Source organism: Corynebacterium spheniscorum (assembly GCF_900113445.1).
GTDB classification, from domain to species: domain Bacteria; phylum Actinomycetota; class Actinomycetes; order Mycobacteriales; family Mycobacteriaceae; genus Corynebacterium; species Corynebacterium spheniscorum.
Genome location: NZ_FOPJ01000004.1, coordinates 109,782 through 134,321 on the forward strand (window position 1 = coordinate 109,782; position 24,540 = coordinate 134,321).

The window sequence follows — 24,540 nt, forward strand, 5'->3', positions numbered from 1 at the left end:
CTTCGTTGGATGGTGATGTGCGCATTGAGTGCCAGCTGCGCGGAGATGACCCAAGTAGTGGCCATGGTGTGGGTGACCTTCGCATTGACGAAGAACGCGACGCTGGTCGGAATAGTCAATGCCGCCATCTTCTTACCTGGTGTGGTGTTGGGGCTATATTTCCATCGCCATGCAGACAAAGGCGATGCCGGGAGCTTGCTAAAACTAACCAACCGCGTATTGGTGGTTGGAGCTTTGGGCTTGATGTTGGTCTGGGCTTTCGGAGAGTACCCCCCTCATCGTCGGCGCATTAATTACCGTGCAGTGCGTTTTGAGCTTCGTCAAATTACTGAATAAGGCCTATATCGAGCGCTTTATTCGGGATAGTTTTGATTCGACTGACGCCGCGAAAACTCTTAGCCGCTCAGCGTCTTTTGCCTTAGTTGGTGGCATGGCTGGTGGGGCACTTGCCGGTGTGCTGCTGGACTTCGTGAATGCACTGTGGTGCTTCGGCGCATCCGCAGCGCTGTATTTCCTTAGCCAAGTGGCGATTAGCATTGCGGTGAACAGTGCACCGGCCGGGGGTGCGCGCTCTACACTCCCCTGACACCAACTGATTCTGCTCTACATAGCACGCCCGAGGCGCTGCAGGCGATGCGTATGATTTTGTTGTTTTCTATCCCCAGTGCTGGCGCTTTGCCTTTTATTTCCAGGCTCACTGCCCCACTTGCGCACCGCGTTGCGCCGGACGTCGCGGCATAATATTCCGTGCTGACTGTTGCCACCATGTTGGGTGGGTTTATTGCCGGGATGCTGCTTTCTGCTGCCCGGGTTAGCTATGTAGACGCACTGCGATGGACACTACTGTGCGGAGCGATTGCACTAATCTCCTTGGCCTTTGAGCATTCTGCGCTCGCTGTATTCCTATTGATCTTGGTTGTTTCGGTGGTGCTTATGCTGCATGCCATTGCGATGCAGGTGATGACCAACCAGACTGCGCCGACCGAGCGGGTTGGTAAAACCACAGTGCTAAGAAATTCTGTGACCGGAACATCCCGTGGTCTCTTTGCGCTTGTTGCCGGGAGGATTGTAGATGTCTGCGGACTAGATTCCGCGTGGTTATTCCTGGCAGCGGTGCTGGCTATATTCGCGGCATTGTGGTTGCTGATGGCCAAAAATTTCCGTGCGCCGCTGGCTGAGGCCGACGCTTAGGTGACTGCGGAAAATTTTAGGGCGCGGATGACTACCAAAAGTTTTGTAGTCATGGGCTATCACTGCAAAATTTTTGCGGTGAGGTACTGCCGCTCTAAATCCGCTGTTTAAGCATCGAATTTGTTGACAATGAGGCCCCCTTTTCATCCTTTTTAGAAGCGATCACTACAAATATTTTGGCAGTGATCAGCGGTCATGGTGTTTGGGTTAGACCTTCGTTTTTGGGGCGCTAAGTAATCACTGCGAACCAAAAGCCAGCACCGTTCCGATTAACACCATGAGCTTTGGAGACGTCTCCCCTAGTCCCGCATCATGGGATCGATACATCGGACACTTGTCGGATAAACCAGATGGAATTATTCTTGGCTCTATCCATAGCGAGATCCCCCACCAGACGCTTTCGCGGTAACCTCCAAAGTCCAGGCACAACCTCTACTCTTGGGGCTTCCACACCGCCGCATCTCGCCGATGGCACCGGGATTGAAGCAGCACCGGAAAATTCCGACACATAATTTTGTTTCTAGGACCCCACTTACGCCCAGAGGTACAGCATGAACAACGAGGTTGACCGCACACGGCGAGAAACCATATTCATCTATATCTGGGGGATTAGTCACGCGTACTTCTTGGTGGGCGGAGCGAAGGTTCTTTATTTTGAAGGGGCTAACGTATGGGAAAAGGTTTGTGCCGGATTAGTTCTGGTTTTCTTCGCGGTTAGCGCCTACAAATATGCAAAGATTTTCCGCACTCAATCAGCGCAAACCATGCTGAATGAAACCTTCCCTACCCTCGCATACGCTTATATTGCCGAAGCCATCAGCTTGCATGAACACGGTATGTCGCTGGCGGTATTGCCCTTTCTTTTCTTCCTCTGGATTTTCTTCGTTATTGACGAACGATTCCTGGACTGGTTGACCGAGAAACAACCCCAGCAGCCTAAACAAACCCTTCGGGATGACTAGCTTTCTAGCTTCCTAAGGTCCCAGGAATTGGGGTCACTCGGGCGATAGTTACCTTGACTCGTCATAGGATTTGCGATGGGGAAAACTAGCAAGGTTACTTAGAGAACTCCGCTTATCTCAAGGCGATACGACAATCATGGTGATGACAGTATCTGTGGGTGGGAGCATAGTCTTATGCGTTGAGGTGGCATCTGGGAGCTTCAAAGTTATCGATGTTAGTGATGCCGGCACGCTGGAGGCTGGTCTGGCTTGTACTGCGTGATCGTCAGTAAACCCACCCCTGGCTCTGCACTTCGCTGGCCCTTAGCATCGGCGGCCTTCCATAAATCTGCGCAGCTGCGCCTGTCTGGATTACGCCCAAACAGTTGTCGCGTATCCATGCAGCAGACCCAAAGCTCCTCGTACTTGCCACTGACTAGCACCTAGAAACACGCTGCTGCCGCCTCCATTAGCGGGGCGGAAGCAAAGCCATGTGCAGGAATGCGTTATAAACGCAACTCTTTGTTAGTTCGAAGTGCCTAGCTCATCGTGTAGATGAGCTGACATGCGGCGTTTGACTGGTGCGACCAGCACGAGCTCCAAACAGAATGTCACCGCCGTCATTACCAGCGCGTAGGCAAATACGTCCGGGGTTTCAATGTTGATCTGTGCCAGCCGAATATCCGCACCAATGCCAGAAGCGGTGGCAAGCAGTTCAGCCATTACCGACACGCGAATCGATTGCCCAAGTGCGACCGTGGTGGCCGCCAAGATTGGCGGCGCGATGGTTGGCACAATAATTTGTCGAACGACCATTTTGCGGGAGAGACGGAACACACTCGCCATCTCCAACAGGTCCGGATCGGTGGCTGCAAATGCCTGCGCGGTTGCTGCCGTAAGCAGCGGCACAGTCACCGCAGCCACCACAAACACCACCACGATGCCGTTCGTTCCGAACCACACCATTGCCACGATCACGAAGATGATGCCCGGCGTGGACATCAGTATTTGCAGAAATGGCATAGAGAGGTAGGCAAAGCGCGGGAATTTCGCGTTCAGGAACCCCCACGTCACGCCGATCAACAGCGCGACGCCCAGTCCAACAGCACCTCGCCCCATCGTCAAGGCAAGCGCAGAGAGCAATGCCTGATTGGTTGTAAGCTCAACGAGTGCCTGCCACGTACGCATCGGACCGGGCAAAATATAGTCCAGTTGCGAGCGGGCAAGTAGCGCCCACCCGACTAAGATCACCAGCCATCCGCCGGCGCGCCACAGCGTGGGGTGGGCGCCGCCGCGCCGCTCGGATGTACGCCCGCTCTGATCTAATAGTGCGTTTTGACCAGGACCGATGGGAGGGAGGTTACTCGACATAGAATTTGTTGTCCGGCAGCTTACCGCCGTAAATCTTCGGATTGTCTTCACCTAGGCGGGTGAGGAAATCTTCATATTCGTCACGCGCTTGGCTGGCGGGGACAACATCTAGTTGCAGGCGAGGAAGAACACCTTTCACCAGCTGCTCGGGCAGCTGATACTTCTCCGCAATCGCAGCAATCGTATCGGCATCACCGGCATTAGCTTTCGCAACGGTCGCGGAGACTTCTTCGCGGATGGCTGTCACGAGCTCTGGATGTTCGTCGACCAGCTTGCCAGGCATTACTAGCCCAGCCATCGGGAAGCGTGCTTCGCCGCCGGTGACCTTTGCCCACTCTTCTTGCAGGTTCAGTGCGCGAGTCAGATTAATGCCCTGTTTCTTCATCTTCATTTGCGCAACGCTGGCGACGTGCTCTGGCATTACCGCCCAGCTTGCTTCGCCTTTGGCGAGCAAGGCAAGTGCCTGCTGGCCGTCTTGGGCGGGGATGACTTCAATATCGCTGTCGCGGTTAAGACCATTTTGTTTCAGCAGGTAGCTAAAGACGAGGTCAGGCATGTTGCCTGGCAGGACCACAATGACCTTCTGACCACGCAGTGCTTCCCAGTCACCTGGGGTCGTGCCCTCGGGCCCGAGCACATACAGCATGCCCCACACCACCGGCGCGATCATACGTACATCAACGCCCTTGGCGTAGAGGTTTGCAGCCACGTAGGCAGGGGTTGCAGCAACCTCGACCTCGTTGTTCATCAACGCGGATTTCAGCTGTTCAATGCTGTCCCAGTTCTCAACCGAAGTGTTCTCGGTGAGACCAGACAGATGGCCTTCCTTGCCGAACCCGCTCATCGGCGCGCCAAACGCCATAGTTTTTGGCACGTAGGCGCGGACTTGGGCCAGCGGCTCAACGCTTGCAGTCTCCTTAGCGCTCGCCGAACTACTAACCGAGCTTTCCGCTACGGTAGTAGTTTCCTTCTCGGAGGTCTCCGCGCTTTCTGAGCAGCCGGAGAGCACGAGTGCGCACGCTGTGAGTGCGACGAGTAGCGCGCGGCGTGGTGATTTCTTGATGGACATGTTGGTCCTCGTTTTCTGTCAGCTGCCAGCCACCCGGTGGTCCGGATAGCAGCAATTGACGGGTAGCAACTTCGGTAAGTTCGGTGCGGTCATGGGAAACCCACACACAAGTCAATTCGGTTTGCGCGATCAGTGTGGCGAGATCCTTGCGCAGGCGCTCCGAGAGCGCCGCATCCAGGGCGGAAAATGGTTCGTCCACTAACAGCAACTGCGGTTTAGTAGCGAGAGCGCGCGCAATGGCGACGCGTTGACGCATTCCCCCAGACATCTGTGCCGGATAAAGGTCATAGGCATCGCCAAGACCGACGCGTTCCAGCCAACCCATTGCCTGAGCAATGGATTGTGGTCCTGGTGGAAGTGGTAGCAGCACGTTGTCGAGTGCATTACGCCACGGCAGTAGGCGCGGTTCTTGAAAAACGCAGGCAAGGTCCGCATCGGGGCGTAAGACAGTGCCCGTATAGTCACTGCTCGTACCAGCAATAATGCGTAGCAAGGTCGTTTTTCCGCACCCTGATGGGCCAGATACCCCGAGAATGTCCCCTGGCGCTAAGTCAAAGGTGAGATCGTCAATAAGGTGCAGCCCACGCCGATACACATCCACATGCAGCAGGTGCAAAGAAGCACCGCCAGAGGCTAAAGACGTGGGCTCGCGGGTCATGACGCCAGTGGTTTACGCGCTACGAAAGCGACTGCCTGCAGGTTGTCATCATGTGTTCGGAACTGTTTGCGCATCTCCATGATGCGTTTACGCGCAGCTGGGTTACGTGCGACATTAAAGAAGAACTTCGCAGCACCCTTCGGCCCCTCATCGCTAATGATGCGTTTAGGTTCCAAGAGGTGCATCGGGTTGGTATCGGAGTATTCGATCTCAAACCCTGTCTCTTCCAGCAGCTCACTCCACAGCGGTACGGTCAAAGGACGCGCACCAACCTTGATGGAACGCGAGAGTGCTTTCGCAATACCCTTCACGAATTCAGGTGAGGCATCATCAGGGCGGATACCCAGCTCATGGATTGCATAGCGTCCCCCGGGAGCAAGCACCCGGAAGGCCTCTTTCATGATGGTGAGCTTGTCTTCATCGGATTGCATAGACAGCATCGCTTCACCGACCACGAGGTCAGCGGAGGCATCATCGAGGCCGGTTTCTTTAGCGTCGGCGCATTCCAGCCTGGCTTGCGGGTAGTTCTCGAGAATCTTCATCAACGCGCTCGTACCCTCCGGATTCGGGTCAATCGCTACGTATTCCGCCGGCTGTTGTTCTAGCAGTATCGAAGCCGTGCGCCCCACACCGGGTCCGAATTCGACAATGCGATCGCCAGCAGCCGGCTTAGCATGCTCAATCAGCCGCTTAGTGAGCTCAATGCCACCTGGTCGCAATACGCGTTTACCAAGTTTGGCCAGCAACCAGTGGCCTTGCATGCGCTGTTCTTCTGGACCGGAGCGCTGTCCGCGCACTTGATTTTTATTCGTGGTCGTGGTCGCAATCCACCATGACGAGCGCCATGTGGCAGGGCTCATCGGCAACCACCGCGTGCCGCTCATCGGGTGCCAAATAGATAACATCACCGGGGGAAAGCACATTGGCTTCACCCGCAACAGTGAAGGTCATTTTGCCACTCAGTAGCTGGACCACAACGGCGCGTGGCGAAGAGTGTTCAGTGAGCTGTTGACCGGCATCCATCGCAAACAACACCACCCGTAACAGCGGATTGTTGACTACCACGCGAGAGGTAGTGGCCTCTTTCGTGATCGGTAGATCAGCGAGTAATTCGGTTACGGCCAATGATTGATTGAGTAGCGTGCGCGCCATCGAAACTCCTCAGATTACGGGTTTATCAGAGGCCTACCTTATCGTGATAAACATAGGAAAGTGGAGGATAAGTTACGATTGTCACACATAAGGTCCCATTTGCCACGCTCTTAATCCGTCCTGAAGGAAACTATCTTCGAACCCCTTACCACCGGCTCTCACCGTTCAACCGATGTCCTTCAGATAAAGTCCACTGGCCGGATTAGGGAGTACACAAAGGCCCCCTCAGCTCAATTTCTTTTGAGAAACGAGTTTTGCTGGACCTACTCAAACTCCACAGGTTGCCGCCGCACCCCAACCAACCGACACCCCGCACCCAAAAGGAAAACCCCGGACCATCTGGCACACTTCCCGCCAAACAATCCGGGGCCAAGCTACTGCGCCCCGCACACAGCCTTCCTACACGTTGAACTTAAACTCCACTACGTCGCCATCGACCATCACATAGTCTTTACCTTCTTGGCGGACCTTGCCCTTGGCACGTGCCTCCGCCATGGAGCCCAAAGCATCCAGGTCCTCAAAGGACACAACCTCAGCCTTAATAAAGCCACGCTCAAAGTCCGTGTGGATCACCCCAGCGGCCTGCGGTGCCGTCGCACCCTGCGGAATCGTCCAGGCACGAGATTCTTTCGGCCCAGCGGTCAAATAGGTCTGCAAACCCAAGGTCGCAAACCCCGCCTTAGCCAAAGAGTGCAAGCCCGGCTCATGCTGACCAACTGATTCCAGCAGCTCAGCGGCCTCCTCCTCATCCAACTCCAAAAGGTCGGCTTCCGTCTTGGCATCCAAGAACACGCAATCCGCCGGTGCTACCAAATCACGCAGCTCCTGCTTGCGCGACTCATCGGTGAGCACACCTTCATCGGAGTTAAAGACATAAAGGAAGGGCTTGGCGGTCATCAGGTGCAGCTCGCGCAGCAGCTCTAAATCAATCTCACCCTTCTTGCTGGCAGAAAAGAGCGTGCGGTCATCTTCTAAAACGGCCTGCGCCTTCTTGGTTTCCGCCACCGCATCGGCAAGTTCCTTATTCTTTCGCGCTTCCTTTTCCAAGCGCGGCAAGGCCTTCTCAATGGTCTGCAGATCAGCCAAAATCAGCTCAGTATTAATAACCGCAATGTCATTGCTGGGATCAACCTTGCCATCAACGTGAATTACATTGTCATCACTAAAGGCACGCACCACTTGGCAAATGGCATCAGCTTCGCGGATATTCGCCAGGAATGCGTTGCCCATGCCTTCGCCCTGCGAAGCACCCTTCACAATGCCGGCGATATCCACAAAGGACACCGTTGCCGGCAGGATGCGCTCTGATCCGAAGATCTCAGCCAAGCGCTTCAAGCGCTCATCAGGTAGCTCCACCAGGCCGATATTCGGCTCAATAGTGGCGAAGGGATAGTTCGCCGCCAAGACGTCATTTCGGGTCAAGGCGTTGAACAAAGTGGACTTGCCTACGTTCGGTAGGCCGACAATTCCAAGAGTTAGGCTCACGATCGACCATCCTAGCAAGCGCCCTACTACCCCCTCCGCGGGGGCGATCCTTGCCTAAACTCACCTATAGCGTGTTAGATATTCGACATTCCACCGAACGTATGACACATGATTGCTCCCCACCCATAGGAGCATCACGCTTACCGCTGTACATCTCCACATATTGGTTTCAATTTCTTCGAGCACCGCTCGCGGTTCTTCGAGCACCCCTCCGGCACCACCCCTTCGCCGCAGCTGGGGGCTCACCCGAAATCAATCACGCGGAAGCTTTCTTTGACCCCTGTCGATTCACGTCCCTGAAAGGTTCAGCTCATGACTGTTGAGCAACCACAGCGCCGCGAAGTGTTCTCCAGCCGCTTTGTCTTCCTCATTGCGGCTATCGGCTCCGCCGTGGGCTTGGGCAACATCTGGCGCTTCCCCTACGTCGCCTATGACAACGGTGGTGGCGCATTCCTCATTCCTTATCTGGTCGCCCTCCTTACCGCCGGCATTCCCCTGCTGTTCCTGGATTATGCGCTGGGTCACCGCTTCCGCGGCTCCGCCCCGCTGACCTTCCGACGCATCCGCGCTTGGTCTGAACCCGTCGGCTGGATCCAGGTTGGTATCTCCTTCTTCATCACCATCTACTACGCCGCCATTCTCTCCTGGGCAGCGCTGTACACGGTGAAGTCCTTCCGCAAGGCCTGGGGCGAAGATCCCGGCACCTATTTCTCCTCGGACTTCCTACAAGCTGATACTTCCGTTACCTTCTCCACCGACTTCGTCGGCCAAATCGCCATTGCCCTCGCACTGGTGTGGATCATCACCATTGTGGTCCTGGCCATGGGCGTGGATAAAGGCATTGGTAAGGCCTCCCGCATCTTCCTGCCCATCCTGACCATCATGTTCATCATCATGGTCATCCAGGCGCTGCTGCTGCCCGGCGCGGCCATGGGTCTCGACGCCCTCTTCACCCCGAACTGGGCTGCCCTTGCTAACCCGACGGTATGGATCGCCGCTTATGGCCAGATCTTCTTCTCGCTCTCGGTCAGCTTCGGCATTATGTTGACCTACTCCTCCTACCTCAAGCCACGCACCAACCTCACCGGCACCGGCCTGGTCACCGGTTTCGCTAACTCCTCCTTCGAGGTGCTCGCCGGTATCGGTGTGTTCTCCGCTTTGGGCTTCATGGCCACCCAGCAGCACACCGAGGTTTCTGAGGTCGCCACTTCCGGCATTGGTCTGGCCTTCATCGCCTTCCCGACCATCATCAACCAAATGCCCGGCGGCGCTATCTTCGGTGTGCTCTTCTTCGGTTCGCTCACCCTGGCTGGTTTCACCTCGCTCTTCTCCTTGATGGAGGTCGTGGTCTCCGCGGTTCGCGATAAGCTCAACCTCCCGCGCCGCGCCACCGCCGTTGGTGTCGGTACCGTCATGGGCCTGATCTCGGTGGCACTATTCTCCACCACCTCCGGCCTGTCCTCCTTGGACATCATGGATAAGTTCACCAACAATATCGGCATCGTTGCCGTCGCCCTCATCGCGATTATCGTGCTGGACTGGGTGCTGCGCCGCATGGATGAATTCGCCGCACACCTCAACGCTGTCTCCAGCTTCCGCGTGGGCACTGTCTGGCGCATCGCCGTTGTGAACGTCACCTCCCTGGTGCTGGGTTTCACCCTCATCCAGGAATTGATCTCCCTGGTCCAAGAACCCTATGGCGACTACAGTCAGCAGCAGATCATGCTCTACGGCTGGGGCGTGCTGGGCGTCATCTTGGCAGTTTCCTTCATGCTCACGGTCGTCCCCTGGCGCGGCACCCAGCTGCTCACTGGTCCTCCCGGCTCGGACTTCGGTGTCGACCCCGAGTTCCGTCGCGTGCTGCGTGAACCACGTCGCCACGCCGATCGTCCGGTTGAGTCCGTGGATCCGCGTCCCGCTGCGCACACCCTGAACAACTCCCAGGAAGGAGATAAAGCATGAGCGGCATCGCAATCATGATGATGACCCTGTTCATCGTCATCATTTGGGGTGGCCTCGCCGCTAGCGTCTTCGCGCTTCGCCGCCACCCAGATGAAATCTCTGGTGAGTTCGGTGACGCCGAGTACGCCCGCAATGAGCTACTCCTGGAGCAGGAATTAACTGCCCAGCAGCTGGCCAACTCCCAGAACTAACCTCATAGCTTCACCTTTCCTACACCCCTACCTCGGCGTTTCTCATGTCCTCCGCCGCCGAGGTGGGGGTGTACGGCACAATGAACACCATGAGCGATCGATCTTCGCGAGATTCCCACAGCACCACCCCCGCCGCCGATTCGGCAGACGGGGGTTCAGCGTGCTCGACTCCCGCAACCCCGCAGTCTTTGGCGAAGAGCAATGCTCGAGATCGGGTGGCTAAGCAGGACACTTCCGCTGCGGGTAGTGCACCTAAAAAGGTAGACACACGCGCTGCTTTGCAGGCCTCCCCGGAGGCAGAAGCCGATGCCGACTTCGTTGGCTTGGATCCAGAGGATGATCGCATCGACCGCATAGTCGTCGTCGGTGAAGGGGTCCGCGCCGCCGCTACTTGGGCGGTTCGCCTACTCATCCTGCTCGCCGTCACAGTGGCGTCCTGGTACGTCATGAAGACCTTTTGGCGCGGCGTACTCCCCGTCCTGCTCTCGCTCATCCTGTGCACCGTGTTGGTTGCCCCCGTCAGTTGGATGCGCAAGCACCGCATCCCTGCCGGTCTTGCCGCAGCCATTACCCTGCTGTGTTCTTTCGCCGGCATGGGAACGCTCATCACCTTCATCGCCCCGGATGTCCTACGCCAATCCCGGATCCTCTACCTCCAGGCCTTTGAAGGCATCCAATCAGCACAGCTGTGGCTCCAAGGACCACCGCTGAACCTCGACCCAGCTGATCTGGACCGCTGGGTGAATGATGCCGCCAAGTGGCTCCAAGAAAACTCCGGGAAAATCGCCGGCGGCATTTTCTCCGGCATTGGCTTAGCCACCACCGCTGCTTTCACCTTGATGGTGGTGCTGGTGTTGACCTTCTTCTTCCTCAAAGATGGCCACCGCTTCCTACCCTGGTTAAGCAATGTGGTGGGGCGGCGTACCGGCTGGCACCTCACCGAGGTCCTCACCCGCGCCTGGACCACCCTTTCTGGTTTCATCCGCGCCCAAGCGCTGGTCTCCCTTATTGACGCCGTCTTCATTGGCCTCGGCATTAAATTAATCGGCGTTCCCATGGCGCTAGCTCTTTCCGTGCTCACCTTCTTCGCCGGTTTTATCCCCATCGTGGGTGCTGTGGTGGCCGGCGCCATCGCCGTCTTCGTGGCCCTAGCCTCCCTTGGTTTAGGCCCCGCACTGCTGACCTTGCTAGTGGTTTTGGTTGTGCAGCAGCTAGAGGGCAATGTGCTCTCCCCTATCCTGCAATCCAAGGCCATGAACCTTCACCCCGTGATCGTCTTGGTGTCGGTGACTATCGGTGGTGGTCTCTTCGGGATCATGGGTGCTTTCTTGGCGGTACCTTTTGCTGCCATGGTGGCGGTTGGTTTCCGCTACTTACAGGACATGACCACGCTGCGCACCGGTGAGAAAACCAGCCAAGACATCACCTTCAGCACCCCAGAAGGTTTATTGGCTGGCCGCTATGCCGAGGAAGCTGGGCGCCGCCTGCGTGAGTCCATGCGCGAAGAATTGATCGTGGTCAATGAAGATATTTTGGATCGCGATACCGAGGACTTGGATGCCGAAGCCACACTACGCACCCCGGAACCTAGCCGCGTGGATCCCACGGTTACCCCATCAGCTTCGCGTACCGATGCCCCCAGTTCTGCTCAAATCCGCAGTAAGTTGCGTCAAACTCGCTCCACCTTAGGCAAGCGACTCGTACGCAAATTCGATAAAAAGCGGTAGTTTCGCGAGGGTCTGACCCACCCCATGCGCTTTACTGGGATGCATGGCTATGCAGATCCTCTTCCTTCTCATCGGTATCGCACTTGGCGGTGCGCTTGGCTGGTTCGCGGCCAAGGCACAGTCGCCGGCGAAAAACGCTGAGCACCCTGCCCCAACCCCCACACCGGCGGCACCGGAGTTGGCGGCGGTGAAGGAAACCTTGGGCGAATTATCCTCTCGCCTGCACACCATGGATCGTGATCGGGCCGGCGCTTATTCTGCCCTGGCTAGCCAAGTACAAGCGATTACGCGTACCTCCATTATGTTGGGTGATCGCACCGAGAAGCTCCTCCAGGCGCTGAAAAGCCCCCAAACCCGTGGGCGGTGGGGTGAGATTCAATTAGAGCGCGTGGTGGAACTAGGTGGCATGGTTAAACACTGCGACTTCGATACCCAGGTCTCACGCACCAAAGAAGGTGCCACGGTGCGCCCCGATATGGTGATCCATCTCAGTGGTGGGCGCCAGATCATTGTGGATGCCAAGGTGCCTTTTAGTTCCTACCTGGATGCGCTTGAAACCCCGGATCCAGAAGAACATGCCGGTTATTTACGCCGCCATGCGCATCAACTTCGGGCACATGTTATGTCCTTATCCACCAAGGATTACATCAGCGCTTTCGACCCCAGCCCGGAGTTTGTGGTGCTCTTTGTTCCGGCGGATCCTTTCTTAGATGCCGCGCTAGAAGTGGACCCAGAGCTACTCGAATATGCCTTTAGCCGCGATATTGTGATTGCCACCCCCACCACATTGTTCGCGTTGCTTCGCACAGTGGCATTGGGCTGGCGCCATGATGATTTGGATAATAAGGCCCGCAGAGTGCAGGAATTAGGTGCGGAGCTTTATACCCGCCTGAACACCATGGCTACGCACTATGACCGCGTGGGCAAGCAATTAGGCAAAACCGTGGAAGCCTATAACGCCACCTTGGGGACTATGGATTCGCGTGTGATGGTTACGGCACGGCGGTTAGCGGAGATCGATATGCCTACCGCACCAACCCGGCGCCCGGTGGAGGTTGATCCGGTGGATGCGTCGCCGCGGCGACCATTGGCGTTGGATTCTGAGGAGTTGTCCTGGGAAACGTGGCAATAGTTCTAGTTCGTTTTAGCCGGACTAGCTGGGGATCAGGCTCGCCTTAGCTGTCAATCCCGTGGCGATCAACATCTTCTCTGCTTCGCCCAAGTAAGATCAAGCAGCGTGTCACACGTGTCCGGTCACCAGAACCCCCGCCCAGGCGAAGGCGACTACTCGCGCGCGCGCAGGGGCGAAGAAAACGCTAGCTACTCGCCTAGCCGAGCACGCAGCGCCAACCGAACGCCGCGGACACGTCCTTATACCCCGAGTACGCGCGGTCAAACCGCCAGAGGCTATGACACGCGTAGCCTGCGGGCTGAAGGGCCCACCAGCCCGCAGGGCCGCCAGCCCCAAGAAGGCGCTCGACCGGAAGGCCCGCTAAGCCCAGGGGGTCGCCGGCCGGTGAGCGGACCACGCCAGCAAGGCACACCGCGCTCGCAAAACACTCCCCGCCAGCAAGGCACACCGCGCCAGCAGGCTGCTTCACGGCGAGCACATAGCCGGCGGGCAAAGCCACAGCAAGGCTTCCAAGGTTTACCCGTGTGGGCAGGCCCCGCGATTATTGCCGCAGCTTTGTTGACTGGGTTATTGATCAGTTTGGGGATGCATGCCTTCGGGTGGCCCTATTTGGTCTGCTTTATTCTCAGCGCGCTGCTGACCACACTTTTTGTGCAGGCCCGTGGGCTATTTATCACGGTGAGCTCGGTGCCCATTTTGTTTGGGATTATCACCCCGATTACCGCATGGAGTGTGTCGCGGGCGATCTCTTTAAATGCTGGGCCACGGTTTTCTACCACCGCGATTATTTCGGCGATCTACCCGATGGTGCAGCACTTCCCGGTGCTATGTGGCACCACCATTGCTTGTGTGGTGCTAGCGATCCTGCGGTTATGGCTGCTTAAGCGCCAACAGAAGCTCAAGGAGAAGGCACTGCTGGAGGCCCGCCGCCGCGATCAGGCAGCCGAACGTCGCAACCTGGAGACCGCTGGGCGGGCTCGCCGCGCTGTGGAAGGGGCCCCCAATGAGCTGAGCGTGGAAGAGCTGGTGCGGCGTAATCGCGAAGCTCGCGAAAGGGCACGCAGCACCACCAGAGTGTCCTATGTGGATCGCGCTTTAAGCCCGGATTCGGATTTGCGGGCAGCGCGCGCGGAACGTACCCAGCGCTATGGGCGTCGCTATCAAGAACAGGCTCATCCGCGGCGCCGCAGCTTAGGCGACGATCTTTATCAGGGCTAAAACTCGCGCCTAAAAAATTTTCCAGGTGCGGCAAAGCCCAAGCACGAACCCACCCGGCAGCATCTGTGGCAGACGTGTGCGGGAGGGTCTCGGGGAAAGCAGAAAACTCTAGGTGCGGGAACTCTAGGTGCGGGCGGGCCTAAGTTCGCGCGGGAGGGCGAAAGTAATTTTTTCGCTAGCGGTGGTGATTTCCTGGATCTCAGTGAAACCGTGGTTAGCGAGGTATTCGAGCACATCACGCACCAGGATCTCCGGCACCGAAGCACCAGAGGTCACGCCGACGCTGGTGACACCTTCAAGCCACACATCATCGATTTGGGAGGCGTAGTCGACCAGGTGCGAGGCCTCGGCGCCATTTTGGAGCGCCACCTCCACCAGACGCTTGGAGTTGGAGGAGTTCTGGGAGCCCACCACGATCATCAGCTGCACTTCCGGGGCGATGGCTTTGACCGCTACCTGACGGTTTTGGGTGGCGTAGCAAATATCATCGCTCGGGGGATTTTCCAGGTGCGGGAAGCGTTCCTGGAGGAGCTTGACGATGGTCATCGTTTCATCCACCGAGAGCGTGGTTTGGCTAAGCCAAATGAGCTTGGTGTCTTCGGGGAAATCAGGCAGAGCACGAACGCCTTCTACCCCATCAACCAAGTGCGTGACCTCGGGGGCCTCACCGGCGGTACCTTCCACTTCCTCGTGGCCTTCGTGACCAATGAGCAGGATCTGGTAGCCCTGGCGCGCGAAACGCTTGACCTCATTGTGGACCTTGGTGACCAGCGGGCAGGTGGCATCCAGGGTTTGGAGGCTGAGCTGGCGGGCTTCGGCGTGTACGGCGGGGCTGACACCATGGGCGGAAAACACCAGGTGAGCGCCTTCGGGAACCTCATCGGTTTCATCGACGAAGATGGCGCCGCGTTCGCGCAAAGTATCAACCACATAGCGGTTGTGCACGATTTCTTTGCGCACATAAACCGGGGCGCCATATTTGGCCAGCGCCTTCTCAACCGTCTCGACAGCTCGATCCACGCCGGCACAGTAGCCACGTGGGGCTGCCAGCAAAACCTTCTTGGCGTGCTCACTCATGCCGTACACGTTAGACGAGTATGAACTTTTCGGCTTGTGTGGGGTACCTAAGTAATCCACGCGAGGCACAAAAGACACCTCAAAGCAAGGGGGAATAGGAGCAAGATCCAACACCAAGTGTGGTGTTTGAGGCGGCGGCGCTCACACGAATAGGTGTGACAAGCAGAATGTGGATAACTTGCGGGCACAGCTGGGTTATTCACAGACCGTAGGCGTGAGGTGCTGCCGAACGGCCGCTGCGCACCGTAGACTAAGCCGTGGTAAATAGCCGGGAACACCGTGGAAGGGTGACACTATGTGCGCCGCGAGTAACCAAGGCCCGACGTCACCGGAACGTCCGTGGCGGGTCAGTCGACTCAACGCTGAACTTAAGGGGTGGATTAATCGCCTAGGTGCGGTGTGGGTGGAAGGTGAGCTCGCCCAGATTAATTACAAGCCCTCGTGGTCTTTGAGCTATTTGACGCTGCGGGATACCGAGGAGCAAAAAAGTATTCGGCTGACCTGCCCCTCCTCTTTGGTGGCGAACTCCCCTACCCCTTTGCAAGAAGGCGCGCGGGTGGTGGTGCATGGTCGCGTGAGCTTCTATGAAGGCCGCGGGGAGCTCTCCATTTGGGTGAGCGAAATCCGGCCGGTAGGTATTGGGGAGCTTTTGGCGCGGATTGAGGCTTTGCGCAAGCAACTAGCCGCCGAGGGGCTATTTGATCCGGCGCGGAAGAAACCGCTGCCTTTCCTGCCGAATTGCGTTGGGCTGATTACCGGGCGTGATTCTGCAGCCGAACGCGATGTGTTGAAGGTGGCGCATGAGCGGTGGCCGGAGGTGCGCTTCACCACGATCCACAGTGCGGTGCAAGGCGCTAATGCGGTGCCGCAGGTTATTGCAGCACTGCAACAACTTGATGCTGACCCCGAGGTGGACGTGATTATTATTGCCCGCGGTGGTGGCTCGGTAGAAGACCTGCTGCCCTTCTCTGAAGAGGCTTTGCAGCGCGCAGTGGCACTATGTCGCACCCCGGTGGTCTCGGCGATTGGCCATGAACCAGATAACCCCATTTTGGATAATGTGGCGGATCTTCGGGCCGCAACCCCTACGGATGCAGCCAAGAAGGTGGTTCCGGATGTTAATGAGGAACGGCTGCTGCTTATGCAGCTGCGCCAACGCAGTGCCGCAGCGCTATATGGCTGGGTGGATCGCGAGCGCAAACAATTAGAAGCGATTCGCTCACGCCCGGTGTTGGCGGAACCAGAACGCCTGATTGGCCTGCACCGTGAGGAAGTGGAGCGCTCCTGGCAGCAGATCCGCCGCGAGATCCGTTACCTGGTGGATCAGGAAACTAATCGCATTGCTTCGCTGCGTTCGCAGGTAGCAGCACTTGGTCCCGGCGCGACCTTGGCGCGTGGGTATGCGGTGGTACAGGTGATTCCGCGGGATCATTCTGAGCCGCAGGTGGTCACCACTATTGAACAATCCCCGCCGGGGTCGCAATTACGTATTCGTGTCACTGATGGTTCCATTAGCGCCGCAGCTATGGGTACCACCCCAGCAGATTAGCCAGCAGATTAGAAGGAAAATTTATTATGAGCAGCCCGAATCAGAATCCCGATGTGATTGGCCGTGGGGTTCCTAACCCCAGTTCCTTAACTCCGGTGGAGGAGCTTAACTATGAGCAGGCCCGCGGTGAACTTCAAGAAGTTGTGCGGATCCTAGAGCTTGGCCAGATGGGTTTGGACGAGTCCTTGACGTATTGGGAGCGCGGCGAGGCCTTAGCGAAGCGATGTGAGGAGCATCTTGACGGGGCTTCTCAAAGAATCGCTAAAGCCTTAGGCGCCGAGGAGGACTAGTCCGAATGCGGTAGTGGTGGGGCGCTGACCGCAGCATCCATGAAGGTGCGGAACTCCTCTTGGGTGGCCGCACCGCTAATAAGCAGGCGAACATCACCCATGTCGATGGCCCAGAGGTCGCGCACATCGCGGTCTTCCGAGGTATAGCGGATGGCTTCGTGGCCGCCGGCGATCTGTTGGCGGGAGTCTTCTTTGCGGAGTTGGCCATCCACGCTTTTGACGGCGTCTTCTAGCTCCACATCGGTTTGGATGAGCTGGAGGTAGCCGCCGTCTGGAGTGACAACACCCATGGTGGGGGCGGGGGTGCCGGCGATGGCGCTGCGGCGCGCGGAGTTGGGGGTCCAGTCTTCTGGCAGTGCGGGTTCGCGCACGGGGAAGTTCATGCCGCGGGCTTCCAAACTGAGGAAGGAGTGCGCATCAACTTCATGGACTGGCCCATTTTCGGGCGTGCCTTTGGAGAAGGTGCACATGCCCGTCGGCCATACCGCTAGCACCACGATGAGGGTGATGAGCGCCAAGGACATCGTCATGTCTTTGCCGCCTTGGAAGATACGAGGTTTCTCTTCAGCCACGGTGCTAAGTATGTCATGTATAAAGCCGAACAGGTCAAGCCCCTCTTTCGGGGGGCTTTCCGGCACTAAGAGTGCGCAATTAGTGGAACAATCATGAGTGGCAGGTGTCGCACACTATTTCTTGCGTCCCACGGCTGGGACGCGACGTTACCTGCGCAGTGACTAACCTTCAGGAGGCCGTGCTCATATGAACGAAACTCACCAGGAAGCCCTAGATCGCAACCTGGCCATGGAATTGGTCCGCGTTACCGAGGCTGCCGCACTGGCATCCGGGCGCTGGGTGGGCCGCGGGATGAAGAATGAGGGCGATGGTGCCGCTGTGGATGCCATGCGCAAGCTCATCAACTCCGTGAATATGGCCGGCGTTGTGGTGATCGGCGAGGGCGAAAAAGATGAAGCCCCCATGCTTTTTAATGGCGAGGAAGTGGGCACCGGGTTTGGTGCTGCGGTGGATATTGCCGTGGACCCCGTTGATGGCACCACCTTGATGGCTGAGGGTCGCCCCAATGCTATTTCGGTGATCGCGGCAGCTGAGCGCGGCTCCATGTATGACCCCTCGGCAGTGTTCTATATGAAGAAAATTGCTGTTGGCCCGGAGGCTGCAGGAAGCATCGATATCGAGGCTCCGGTGGAGCACAATATCAATGCGGTGGCGAAGGCTAAGGGCATTTCGCCTTCGGATGTCACTGTGGTGGTACTCGACCGCCCGCGTCACGTGGATTTGATTAGCGATATTCGTCGCGCTGGTGCGAAGGTGCGCCTAATCTCTGATGGTGACGTAGCTGGTGCGGTGGCTGCCGCGCAGGACACCAACTCTGTGGACATCATGATGGGAACCGGTGGCACCCCGGAGGGCATTATTACTGCCTGCGCCATGAAGTGCATGGATGGTGAAATCCAGGGCATTCTTGCCCCCAAGGATGATGCCGAACGCCAAAAGGCCATTGATGCTGGGCTGGACCTGGATCAGGTGCTGCTGACCAATGACCTGGTTTCTTCGGATAATTGCTACTTCGCTGCCACCGGTGTCACCAATGGTGACATGCTGCGTGGGGTGAGCTACCGCTCTTCTGGTGCTACCACCCGTTCGCTGGTGATGCGCTCGAAGTCCGGCACAATTCGTTTCATTGAGTCGCGCCACAAGCTCGCCAAGCTGCAGGAATACTCCGTGGTGGATTATTCCCCCAAGGTCTAGGCAATCCTCATTCCCCGCAAGCTTCACAACCACCCGGTGTGCTTGCGGGGAATTCTCGTATCCACAAGGTGCGATGCGGCAAACCTTAAGCAACTGCGAAGCCGCGGCTTGACTGCGCAGCGCAGCACGCCGATCTCGAGTAAAGCAAGAGATCTTCCTCACCTCGTGGGGTGAAGGTGGGTAGAGCTCACCCCCTGGAAACCAAAACTAAGCCATACTTGAAAAGACAGATAGCTCTCAACACAGAAGGTGATTGTATGACCGAACAGGAATTCCGCATTGAACACGACACTATGGGCGAGGTTAAGGTACCCGCTAAGGCGTTGTGGCGAGCGCAAACTCAGCGTGCGGTAGAAAACTTCCCGATTTCCGGGCGTGGCTTGGAAGCCGCGCAGATCCGCGCCATGGGCCTGCTGAAGGCTGCGTGTGCGCAGGTCAATAAGGATTCTGGGGTGCTGGATGCCGAGCAGGCTGATGCCATTATTGCGGCTGCGAAGGCTGTGGCTGAGGGCAAGCACAATGATGAGTTCCCGATCGATGTCTTCCAGACCGGCTCCGGGACCTCCTCGAATATGAATACCAATGAGGTTATTGCTTCGCTGGCTCACCAGGCTGGCGTGGAGGTTCACCCCAATGACCATGTGAATATGGGTCAATCCTCCAATGACACCTTCCCCACCGCCACGCATGTGGCTGCCACGGAAGCTGCCGTGAAGGACCTTATTCCGGGCCTGAAGGTGCTGCAGGAATCCCTGGCGAAGAAGGCGCATGAGTGGAAGGACGTTGTAAAGTCCGGCCGCACGCACCTGATGGATGCCGTTCCGGTGACCCTGGGCCAGGAATTCGGTGGCTATGCCCGCCAAATTGAGTTGGGCATTGAGCGCGTGGAAGCCTGCCTGCCGCGCCTTGGTGAGCTGGCTATTGGTGGTACCGCCACCGGCACCGGGCTGAATACCTCCGCTGATTTTGGTGCGAAGGTAACCGAGGAGCTGCGCAAGCTCACCGGTATTGATGAGCTTTCCGAAGCCAAGAACCACTTCGAGGCACAGGCTGCCCGCGATAGCCTGGTGGAATTCTCTGGCGCTATGCGCACCATTGCGGTGTCGCTTTATAAGATCGCCAATGATATTCGCCTGATGGGTTCCGGCCCGCTGACCGGTTTGGGTGAAATTCACCTGCCAGACCTGCAGCCGGGTTCCTCGATTATGCCGGGCAAGGTCAACCCCGTGCTGTGCGAAACCGCCACCCAGGTTTCCGCGCAGGTGATTGGTAATGATGCCGCCATTGCTTTCGGTGGTTCCCAGGGCCAGTTCGAGCTCAATGTGTTCATCCCGATGATGGCCCGCAATGTGCTGGAGTCCTCCCGCCTGCTGGCTAATACTGCCCGCGTGTTCGCGGAGCGCCTGGTTGATGGCATTGAGCCGAATGTGGATCATATGCGCACCTTGGCTGAGTCCTCGCCTTCGATTGTGACTCCGCTGAACTCTGCAATTGGTTATGAGGCTGCTGCGAAGGTAGCTAAGACGGCGCTAAAGGAAGGCAAGACCATCCGTCAGACCGTTATTGACCTGGGCTTTGTTGATGGTGAGAAGCTCACCGAAGAAGAGCTCGATAAGCGCCTTGATGTGCTGAAGATGGCCAACACGGACCGCGATAATCTCTAAGTCCGCTGCGCTTCACCGCTTTAGAGCGACCTAACGCGGTAGGGCGAAGCACTTCCCCTTAACCCCGCACTAGCTAGCACTGCTGGTGCGGGGTTTTGGCTGCGCTGGTGCGGGACACTGCCATGGGACGCACTAGGCCACCCCAGACCCCAAATGTGAGGGGCACAACTGTTTCCTGTAAGGGTCACTAATTTCACGGGGTGCAAACTTTCACTCAGTGCAAGTTTGAGACTATGTTGGTCATCTATGACAGAAGAATCTCTACGAGAAAGCAAGCGTCGGGCTACCCGCGCCGCCATCGAGGAGCACGCCACTCGCCTGGTTGCCCAAGATGGGCTTGAATCTGTCACCGTCGAAGACATTTGTCACGCCGCCGGAATCTCTAAACGCACCTTCTTTAACTACGTTGATGGCAAAGAAACCGCGATCTTCGGCGATCCCCCACGGCCACCCAGCCCAGCTCAAGAAGAAGACTTCTTAGCTCAGCCGCATGAGGATCTACCAGCCGCCGTGATCACCTTGGCTTTCCACCAACTCAGCACCGGTCAATGCATTGATCGTTCCCGCCGCGGGATCGTGATGCGCCGCCGCAAAGAAATCCGGCAGCGGCACCCGGAACTCCTTTTCCAAAGATCCACGCACGTCACCCACGTGTATGAATCCTTGGGAGACCTTCTGGTTAGGTACCTCAACAAGTATCCCGACACCAGGCTTTTACCCGGCCCTGTGGAAAGCGAAGCGCACACCATCCTGGCGCTCGCCGCTTCTGCTTTGCAATTGGGCTTTGTGCGCTGGACTCGCGGAGAGGACACCACCATGGATGCCCTCGAATCCGAATGCAGCGCTGCCTTTAAAGATCTGACTCTAATTTGTGAAAGCCGATAACTTTTGATGACAACTCGCCCACCGCACAACGCGAAACCGAAGAACACCCCCGAGCCCGCAGAGCCCTCCGCAGCAACGAAGGCAACCACGCCCAAGGCGACCCCAGCCAAGGCTTCCGCCACTGCAGCTCCGCACAAGGACATTAAGTTCATTATCGCCGCGCTCATGCTCTCTATGCTCATGAGCTCCCTTGGCCAAACCATCTTCGCCACCGCGCTGCCCACCATCGTCGGTGACCTCGGCGGTGCAAACCACATGTCCTGGGTGATCACCACCTTCTTGCTCGGCCAAACCATCGCCTTGCCCATCTTCGGCAAAATCGGCGATCAAATCGGCCGCAAGGGCCTCTTCCTTTTCGCCAACGTGCTCTTTATGAGCGGCTCCGCCATCGGCGCACTATCTACCAGCATGAGCATGCTGATTATCGGCCGCGCCGTCCAGGGTGTCGCCGGTGGTGCCCTGATGATCCTTTCCCAAGCGATCACCGCCGAGGTCACCACCGCCCGCGAACGCTCCAAGTACATGGGCATCATGGGTTCGGTTTTCGGCGTCTCCGCAGTGCTAGGCCCGCTACTAGGCGGCTGGTTTACCGATGGCCCCGGCTGGCGTTGGGGCATGTGGTTCAATATCCCGATCGGTTTAGCTTCCTTTATCGCCACCGTTATTTTCCTCAAGCTCCCGCGCCGCGAACGCGGCAAACTGCAGCTTGATTGGCTCGGCACCATCACCATGGCCATCTCCACCGCAGCCCTGGTTCTCTTTGTCACCTGGGGCGGCAATGAGCACCCCTGGACCTCCCCGCTGATCCTCAGCCTCATTGCCATCTTCGTGGTCTTCGCCATCCTCTTTGTGCTCATTGAGCTGCGCGCCAAGAACCCGCTGGTACCCATGACGCTCTTTAAGACCCGCAACTTCGTGCTCACCACCGTCGTGGGCCTGGGTGTGGGTGTGTTCATGTTCGGTTCCCTGGCCTACCTGCCCACCTACCTGCAGATGGTGCACGCCATGACGCCTACCCAAGCTGGCCTGATGATCATCCCCATGATGATCGGCGTGATGGGCACCTCCATTAGCGTTGGCGCCATCATTGCGCGTACCGGGCGTTATCGCATCTACCCGATCGTTGGCATGGTGATCACCTCCCTCGGGCTGGTGCTCTTAAGCTTCCTCACCCCCGATACCTCACTATGGGTGCTGGGTATTTACCTCTTCATCTATGGCTTCGGCGTGGGCTGCACCATGCAGGTGTTAGTGCTCATCGTCCAAAACTCCTTCCCACTGTCCATGGTGGGTACTGCCACCGGCGCGAATAACTTCTTCCGCCAAATCGGTGGTTCCTTAGGTTCCGCGCTCGTCGGTGGGCTCTTCACCTCCGGGGTGGTCAATAACCTCGCCAAGAACGTGCCACCAGCTATCGCCTCGCTGGGCGACAAGGGCGCTGCCGTCACCCAGCAATTCCAAGAACTCGGCTCCGCCTCCCGACTCACCCCGCACCTGGTGATGAATCTCCCGGAACCGGTCCGCAGCGCCATCCAGCTGGCCTACAATGATGCGCTCACCCCCGTGTTCCTCATCCTCGCCCCGCTTGCGCTGCTCTGCGCCGCAGTGGCGTGGGCGGTGCGTGAAGAAAAGCTCTCCAAGACTATTTCTTAAGCTTTCCCCGAGACCCGCCGGCCCCCGCAGCACAGTCTTTTAAGGCGTGCCGCGGGGGTTTCGCTTTGCCGCACCTAGTTGGTGTTATGCCGGAGTTGGCGAGATAACTATGGCGGTCCGCCGAAAAGGCTACCTACAAGGATTCACATCTAGAGCCATCAACATAGGACGCGATGCTATCTCACGGCTCAAAGCACAAGGGCACGGACCAGCCCATTCTCGCTAAAGGCTATTACTGTGTAGCCTCAACCACTTCCTTGGATCGGTAACCAAACTTCCCAAAAGTCGGAAGAGTGTGATCAAAGCTCCTCGTAGGGGCGGACTTCTTCGGGTACCCCATCGCGTTCTTGGCGGCGTTGGGCAACCGAGATGCTCATAAAGGGGATGGCGATGGTGATGATGGAGGAAAAGGCCACCACTGCCCTGGCGAAGGTGGAGCCATTATTAAGCACACTGATAAAGGGGAAGAGGAAGGCTGCTAGCCCTGCTAGTGCCAGTACTAGGGCGATGCCGGGTTTAATGCGAGTCCAGGAAAAATGTGGGCTGATGACGCCTCGTTTATTGCCGAGGTAGACGATCATGAAGAAGAAGTACACGCCCATTGCCGGTATTTGAAACAAGACCATCGTGCGACTGGAGTCCTTCGGGGGCGGCTATGTGTGCGGGGAATAAGGGGGTGAGTCTTTGTGCGGGTGAATCTGACATTCATGTGCACTTGTTCATGCTTAGATTAGCTGCAGTTTCTTTGCTTGTCAGAGCCAGCCATACCTTCCCAACCTTTGGGTGTCAGGAGCCTTCAACTTTCGGCGCAGACACAAAAGCACCCTCCGGTAAAAACCGAAGGGTGCGAAGCACAGCTTTTATTAGTTGTTGACGATGGTGGGTTGGAAGTCACCAATTTCGCCGGTAGCAGAGGTCCAGGTGATCTGGCCCTTTTGGAAATCGGACTGCCAGCCGTTGGTGATTTCCTTTTCATCGCTGGTCGGCAGGCCCAGGTCGGAGTCAACGCCACCCTGCTCGATCCAGGTTTCCAGGATCTTGCCCTGGATCAGGTGTGCGCCGGTCTCCGGGGTGAAGTAGATGCGACGGTGCTCGCCTAGGTACACGACATCGGCGTCGCCTTCCTTGGTGACCTTGCTAATGCCGTCGAGCTTCTCGACACCGCCGAGCTCTTCGATCTTGGCGGCAATATCGGCCGGCACCTGCTGGCCATCAAGCTCCACCATCTCCACAGCCTTGGTTTCGGTGGCGGTGGCAGTTTCGGTAGCGGTTTCGGTGGCGACCGATTCGCTGGCGCTGGTTTCAGCGCTGTCGGTGGCAGTAGCGGTGGTGGTGCCGGTGGTTTCGGTGGCCGTTGCGGTTTCGGTTACTTCTTTGTCTGCGTCGTCGGTGGTGCAGGCGGTGAGACCAAGGGTCAAGGTAGCGGCGCTAAGAGCAACAACCGAGGCAGTACGCAAAGAAAAAGTCATGAGGGCCTTTCAATAGGGCTGGGAAATAGTATCTAAGGGATTCTGTTGGGTGAAGCAGGATCCCCTCTATCCACCTTGCCTATTGATAA

General features: G+C 57.4%; 24 protein-coding genes. 15 read left to right on the forward strand and 9 right to left on the reverse strand.

Annotated elements, in window-relative coordinates; translation table 11 throughout:
- Positions 1-15 precede the first annotated feature (15 nt).
- The 4 genes from BMZ01_RS04550 to BMZ01_RS04560 all read left to right on the forward strand — a co-directional run bounded on the left by BMZ01_RS04550 (position 16) and on the right by BMZ01_RS04560 (position 2,153).
- The gene (locus BMZ01_RS04550) at positions 16-336 is read left to right on the forward strand and encodes a hypothetical protein (protein ID WP_177180061.1); all 321 of its coding nucleotides are present in this window, start codon (positions 16-18) and stop codon (positions 334-336) included.
- Positions 311-586 carry a hypothetical protein gene (locus tag BMZ01_RS11005; protein WP_143067446.1) on the forward strand — a complete coding sequence of 92 codons (276 nt, stop codon included), beginning with the start codon at positions 311-313 and terminating at the stop codon, positions 584-586. Before BMZ01_RS04550 ends, BMZ01_RS11005 begins: the two co-directional genes overlap by 26 nt.
- A gap of 161 nt (positions 587-747) precedes the next feature.
- A complete protein-coding gene (locus BMZ01_RS04555) occupies positions 748-1,191 on the forward strand; it encodes an MFS transporter (protein WP_143067447.1) in 444 nt (147 codons plus the stop codon).
- A gap of 551 nt (positions 1,192-1,742) precedes the next feature.
- Positions 1,743-2,153: a hypothetical protein gene (locus BMZ01_RS04560; RefSeq protein WP_092284905.1), complete on the forward strand. Its 411-nt coding sequence runs from the start codon at positions 1,743-1,745 to the stop codon at positions 2,151-2,153.
- Between the two features lie 504 nt (positions 2,154-2,657).
- On the opposite strand, the gene BMZ01_RS04565 is transcribed toward BMZ01_RS04560, so the two are convergent.
- The 5 genes from BMZ01_RS04565 to ychF all read right to left on the reverse strand — a co-directional run bounded on the left by BMZ01_RS04565 (position 2,658) and on the right by ychF (position 7,867).
- A complete protein-coding gene (locus tag BMZ01_RS04565) occupies positions 2,658-3,503 on the reverse strand; it encodes an ABC transporter permease (RefSeq protein WP_092284907.1) in 846 nt (281 codons plus the stop codon).
- Positions 3,504-4,438: 935 nt separating this feature from the next.
- Entirely contained in the window at positions 4,439-5,230 is a 792-nt protein-coding gene (locus tag BMZ01_RS04575) for an ABC transporter ATP-binding protein (RefSeq protein WP_092284911.1), read from the reverse strand.
- Positions 5,227-5,991, reverse strand: a complete 765-nt coding sequence (locus BMZ01_RS04580; RefSeq protein WP_092285067.1) for a class I SAM-dependent methyltransferase — start codon at positions 5,989-5,991, stop codon at positions 5,227-5,229. Before BMZ01_RS04580 ends, BMZ01_RS04575 begins: the two co-directional genes overlap by 4 nt.
- A gap of 43 nt (positions 5,992-6,034) precedes the next feature.
- Complete coding sequence (locus BMZ01_RS04585) at positions 6,035-6,382, reverse strand: cupin domain-containing protein (protein ID WP_092284913.1); 348 nt, start codon at positions 6,380-6,382, stop codon at positions 6,035-6,037.
- 399 nt (positions 6,383-6,781) lie between these two features.
- Positions 6,782-7,867, reverse strand: a complete 1,086-nt coding sequence (ychF, locus tag BMZ01_RS04590) for a redox-regulated ATPase YchF (RefSeq protein WP_092284915.1) — start codon at positions 7,865-7,867, stop codon at positions 6,782-6,784.
- A gap of 312 nt (positions 7,868-8,179) precedes the next feature.
- Between ychF and BMZ01_RS04595 the strand changes: the two genes are divergently transcribed.
- From BMZ01_RS04595 to BMZ01_RS11010, 5 genes are all read left to right on the forward strand, one after another.
- Entirely contained in the window at positions 8,180-9,829 is a 1,650-nt protein-coding gene (locus BMZ01_RS04595) for a sodium-dependent transporter (RefSeq protein ID WP_092284917.1), read from the forward strand.
- Positions 9,826-10,020: a methionine/alanine import NSS transporter subunit MetS gene (gene metS, locus BMZ01_RS04600; RefSeq protein WP_092284919.1), complete on the forward strand. Its 195-nt coding sequence runs from the start codon at positions 9,826-9,828 to the stop codon at positions 10,018-10,020. Before BMZ01_RS04595 ends, metS begins: the two co-directional genes overlap by 4 nt.
- An 89-nt stretch (positions 10,021-10,109) precedes the next feature.
- A complete protein-coding gene (locus tag BMZ01_RS04605) occupies positions 10,110-11,747 on the forward strand; it encodes an AI-2E family transporter (RefSeq protein WP_092285069.1) in 1,638 nt (545 codons plus the stop codon).
- Between the two features lie 43 nt (positions 11,748-11,790).
- Complete coding sequence (locus BMZ01_RS04610; RefSeq protein ID WP_092284921.1) at positions 11,791-12,879, forward strand: DNA recombination protein RmuC; 1,089 nt, start codon at positions 11,791-11,793, stop codon at positions 12,877-12,879.
- A 114-nt stretch (positions 12,880-12,993) separates the two neighbouring features.
- The gene (locus tag BMZ01_RS11010) at positions 12,994-14,097 is read left to right on the forward strand and encodes a DUF6542 domain-containing protein (protein ID WP_143067448.1); all 1,104 of its coding nucleotides are present in this window, start codon (positions 12,994-12,996) and stop codon (positions 14,095-14,097) included.
- A gap of 123 nt (positions 14,098-14,220) precedes the next feature.
- Here the strand turns inward: BMZ01_RS11010 and BMZ01_RS04625 are convergent, their stop codons facing one another.
- Positions 14,221-15,174 carry a 4-hydroxy-3-methylbut-2-enyl diphosphate reductase gene (locus BMZ01_RS04625; protein WP_092284927.1) on the reverse strand — a complete coding sequence of 318 codons (954 nt, stop codon included), beginning with the start codon at positions 15,172-15,174 and terminating at the stop codon, positions 14,221-14,223.
- A gap of 295 nt (positions 15,175-15,469) precedes the next feature.
- Here BMZ01_RS04625 and xseA point away from each other — a divergent pair, with 295 nt between their 5' ends.
- Together xseA and BMZ01_RS04635 are read left to right on the forward strand one after the other, a co-directional pair.
- Complete coding sequence (gene xseA / locus BMZ01_RS04630; RefSeq protein ID WP_092284929.1) at positions 15,470-16,723, forward strand: exodeoxyribonuclease VII large subunit; 1,254 nt, start codon at positions 15,470-15,472, stop codon at positions 16,721-16,723.
- 26 nt (positions 16,724-16,749) lie between these two features.
- Complete coding sequence (locus BMZ01_RS04635) at positions 16,750-17,013, forward strand: exodeoxyribonuclease VII small subunit (RefSeq protein ID WP_092284931.1); 264 nt, start codon at positions 16,750-16,752, stop codon at positions 17,011-17,013.
- On the opposite strand, the gene BMZ01_RS04640 is transcribed toward BMZ01_RS04635, so the two are convergent.
- Complete coding sequence (locus BMZ01_RS04640; RefSeq protein ID WP_092284933.1) at positions 17,010-17,585, reverse strand: DUF4245 domain-containing protein; 576 nt, start codon at positions 17,583-17,585, stop codon at positions 17,010-17,012. The genes BMZ01_RS04635 and BMZ01_RS04640 overlap by 4 nt on opposite strands.
- A 187-nt stretch (positions 17,586-17,772) precedes the next feature.
- Here BMZ01_RS04640 and glpX point away from each other — a divergent pair, with 187 nt between their 5' ends.
- The 4 genes from glpX (at position 17,773) to BMZ01_RS04660 (ending at position 22,982) form a co-directional block, all read left to right on the forward strand.
- A complete protein-coding gene (glpX, locus tag BMZ01_RS04645; protein ID WP_092284935.1) occupies positions 17,773-18,780 on the forward strand; it encodes a class II fructose-bisphosphatase in 1,008 nt (335 codons plus the stop codon).
- A gap of 257 nt (positions 18,781-19,037) precedes the next feature.
- Positions 19,038-20,444, forward strand: a complete 1,407-nt coding sequence (locus BMZ01_RS04650; protein WP_092284937.1) for a class II fumarate hydratase — start codon at positions 19,038-19,040, stop codon at positions 20,442-20,444.
- 246 nt (positions 20,445-20,690) lie between these two features.
- A complete protein-coding gene (locus tag BMZ01_RS04655; protein ID WP_092284939.1) occupies positions 20,691-21,329 on the forward strand; it encodes a TetR/AcrR family transcriptional regulator in 639 nt (212 codons plus the stop codon).
- Between the two features lie 6 nt (positions 21,330-21,335).
- Complete coding sequence (locus BMZ01_RS04660; RefSeq protein WP_092284941.1) at positions 21,336-22,982, forward strand: MDR family MFS transporter; 1,647 nt, start codon at positions 21,336-21,338, stop codon at positions 22,980-22,982.
- A gap of 299 nt (positions 22,983-23,281) precedes the next feature.
- On the opposite strand, the gene BMZ01_RS04665 is transcribed toward BMZ01_RS04660, so the two are convergent.
- Positions 23,282-23,608 carry a hypothetical protein gene (locus BMZ01_RS04665; protein ID WP_092284943.1) on the reverse strand — a complete coding sequence of 109 codons (327 nt, stop codon included), beginning with the start codon at positions 23,606-23,608 and terminating at the stop codon, positions 23,282-23,284.
- A 237-nt stretch (positions 23,609-23,845) separates the two neighbouring features.
- Complete coding sequence (locus BMZ01_RS04670) at positions 23,846-24,451, reverse strand: LGFP repeat-containing protein (protein WP_092284945.1); 606 nt, start codon at positions 24,449-24,451, stop codon at positions 23,846-23,848.
- Between the last annotated feature and the right edge of the window lie 89 nt (positions 24,452-24,540).

Bases quoted from the DNA above. Each gene is read 5' to 3' on its own strand.
- BMZ01_RS04635 (WP_092284931.1), top strand. From the start codon at position 16,750: ATGAGCAGCCCGAATCAGAATCCCGATGTGATTGGCCGTGGGGTTCCT.
- BMZ01_RS04560 (WP_092284905.1), top strand. From the start codon at position 1,743: ATGAACAACGAGGTTGACCGCACACGGCGAGAAACCATATTCATCTAT.
- BMZ01_RS04665 (WP_092284943.1), bottom strand. From the start codon at position 23,608: ATGGTCTTGTTTCAAATACCGGCAATGGGCGTGTACTTCTTCTTCATG.
- BMZ01_RS04605 (WP_092285069.1), top strand. From the start codon at position 10,110: ATGAGCGATCGATCTTCGCGAGATTCCCACAGCACCACCCCCGCCGCC.
- BMZ01_RS04575 (WP_092284911.1), bottom strand. From the start codon at position 5,230: ATGACCCGCGAGCCCACGTCTTTAGCCTCTGGCGGTGCTTCTTTGCAC.
- BMZ01_RS04550 (WP_177180061.1), top strand. From the start codon at position 16: ATGTGCGCATTGAGTGCCAGCTGCGCGGAGATGACCCAAGTAGTGGCC.
- BMZ01_RS04660 (WP_092284941.1), top strand. From the start codon at position 21,336: ATGACAACTCGCCCACCGCACAACGCGAAACCGAAGAACACCCCCGAG.
- BMZ01_RS04625 (WP_092284927.1), bottom strand. From the start codon at position 15,174: ATGAGTGAGCACGCCAAGAAGGTTTTGCTGGCAGCCCCACGTGGCTAC.
- xseA (WP_092284929.1), top strand. From the start codon at position 15,470: ATGTGCGCCGCGAGTAACCAAGGCCCGACGTCACCGGAACGTCCGTGG.
- BMZ01_RS04650 (WP_092284937.1), top strand. From the start codon at position 19,038: ATGACCGAACAGGAATTCCGCATTGAACACGACACTATGGGCGAGGTT.
- metS (WP_092284919.1), top strand. From the start codon at position 9,826: ATGAGCGGCATCGCAATCATGATGATGACCCTGTTCATCGTCATCATT.
- BMZ01_RS04595 (WP_092284917.1), top strand. From the start codon at position 8,180: ATGACTGTTGAGCAACCACAGCGCCGCGAAGTGTTCTCCAGCCGCTTT.
- BMZ01_RS04580 (WP_092285067.1), bottom strand. From the start codon at position 5,991: ATGCAAGGCCACTGGTTGCTGGCCAAACTTGGTAAACGCGTATTGCGA.
- BMZ01_RS04655 (WP_092284939.1), top strand. From the start codon at position 20,691: ATGACAGAAGAATCTCTACGAGAAAGCAAGCGTCGGGCTACCCGCGCC.
- glpX (WP_092284935.1), top strand. From the start codon at position 17,773: ATGAACGAAACTCACCAGGAAGCCCTAGATCGCAACCTGGCCATGGAA.
- BMZ01_RS04670 (WP_092284945.1), bottom strand. From the start codon at position 24,451: ATGACTTTTTCTTTGCGTACTGCCTCGGTTGTTGCTCTTAGCGCCGCT.
- BMZ01_RS04585 (WP_092284913.1), bottom strand. From the start codon at position 6,382: ATGGCGCGCACGCTACTCAATCAATCATTGGCCGTAACCGAATTACTC.
- BMZ01_RS04565 (WP_092284907.1), bottom strand. From the start codon at position 3,503: ATGTCGAGTAACCTCCCTCCCATCGGTCCTGGTCAAAACGCACTATTA.
- BMZ01_RS04610 (WP_092284921.1), top strand. From the start codon at position 11,791: ATGGCTATGCAGATCCTCTTCCTTCTCATCGGTATCGCACTTGGCGGT.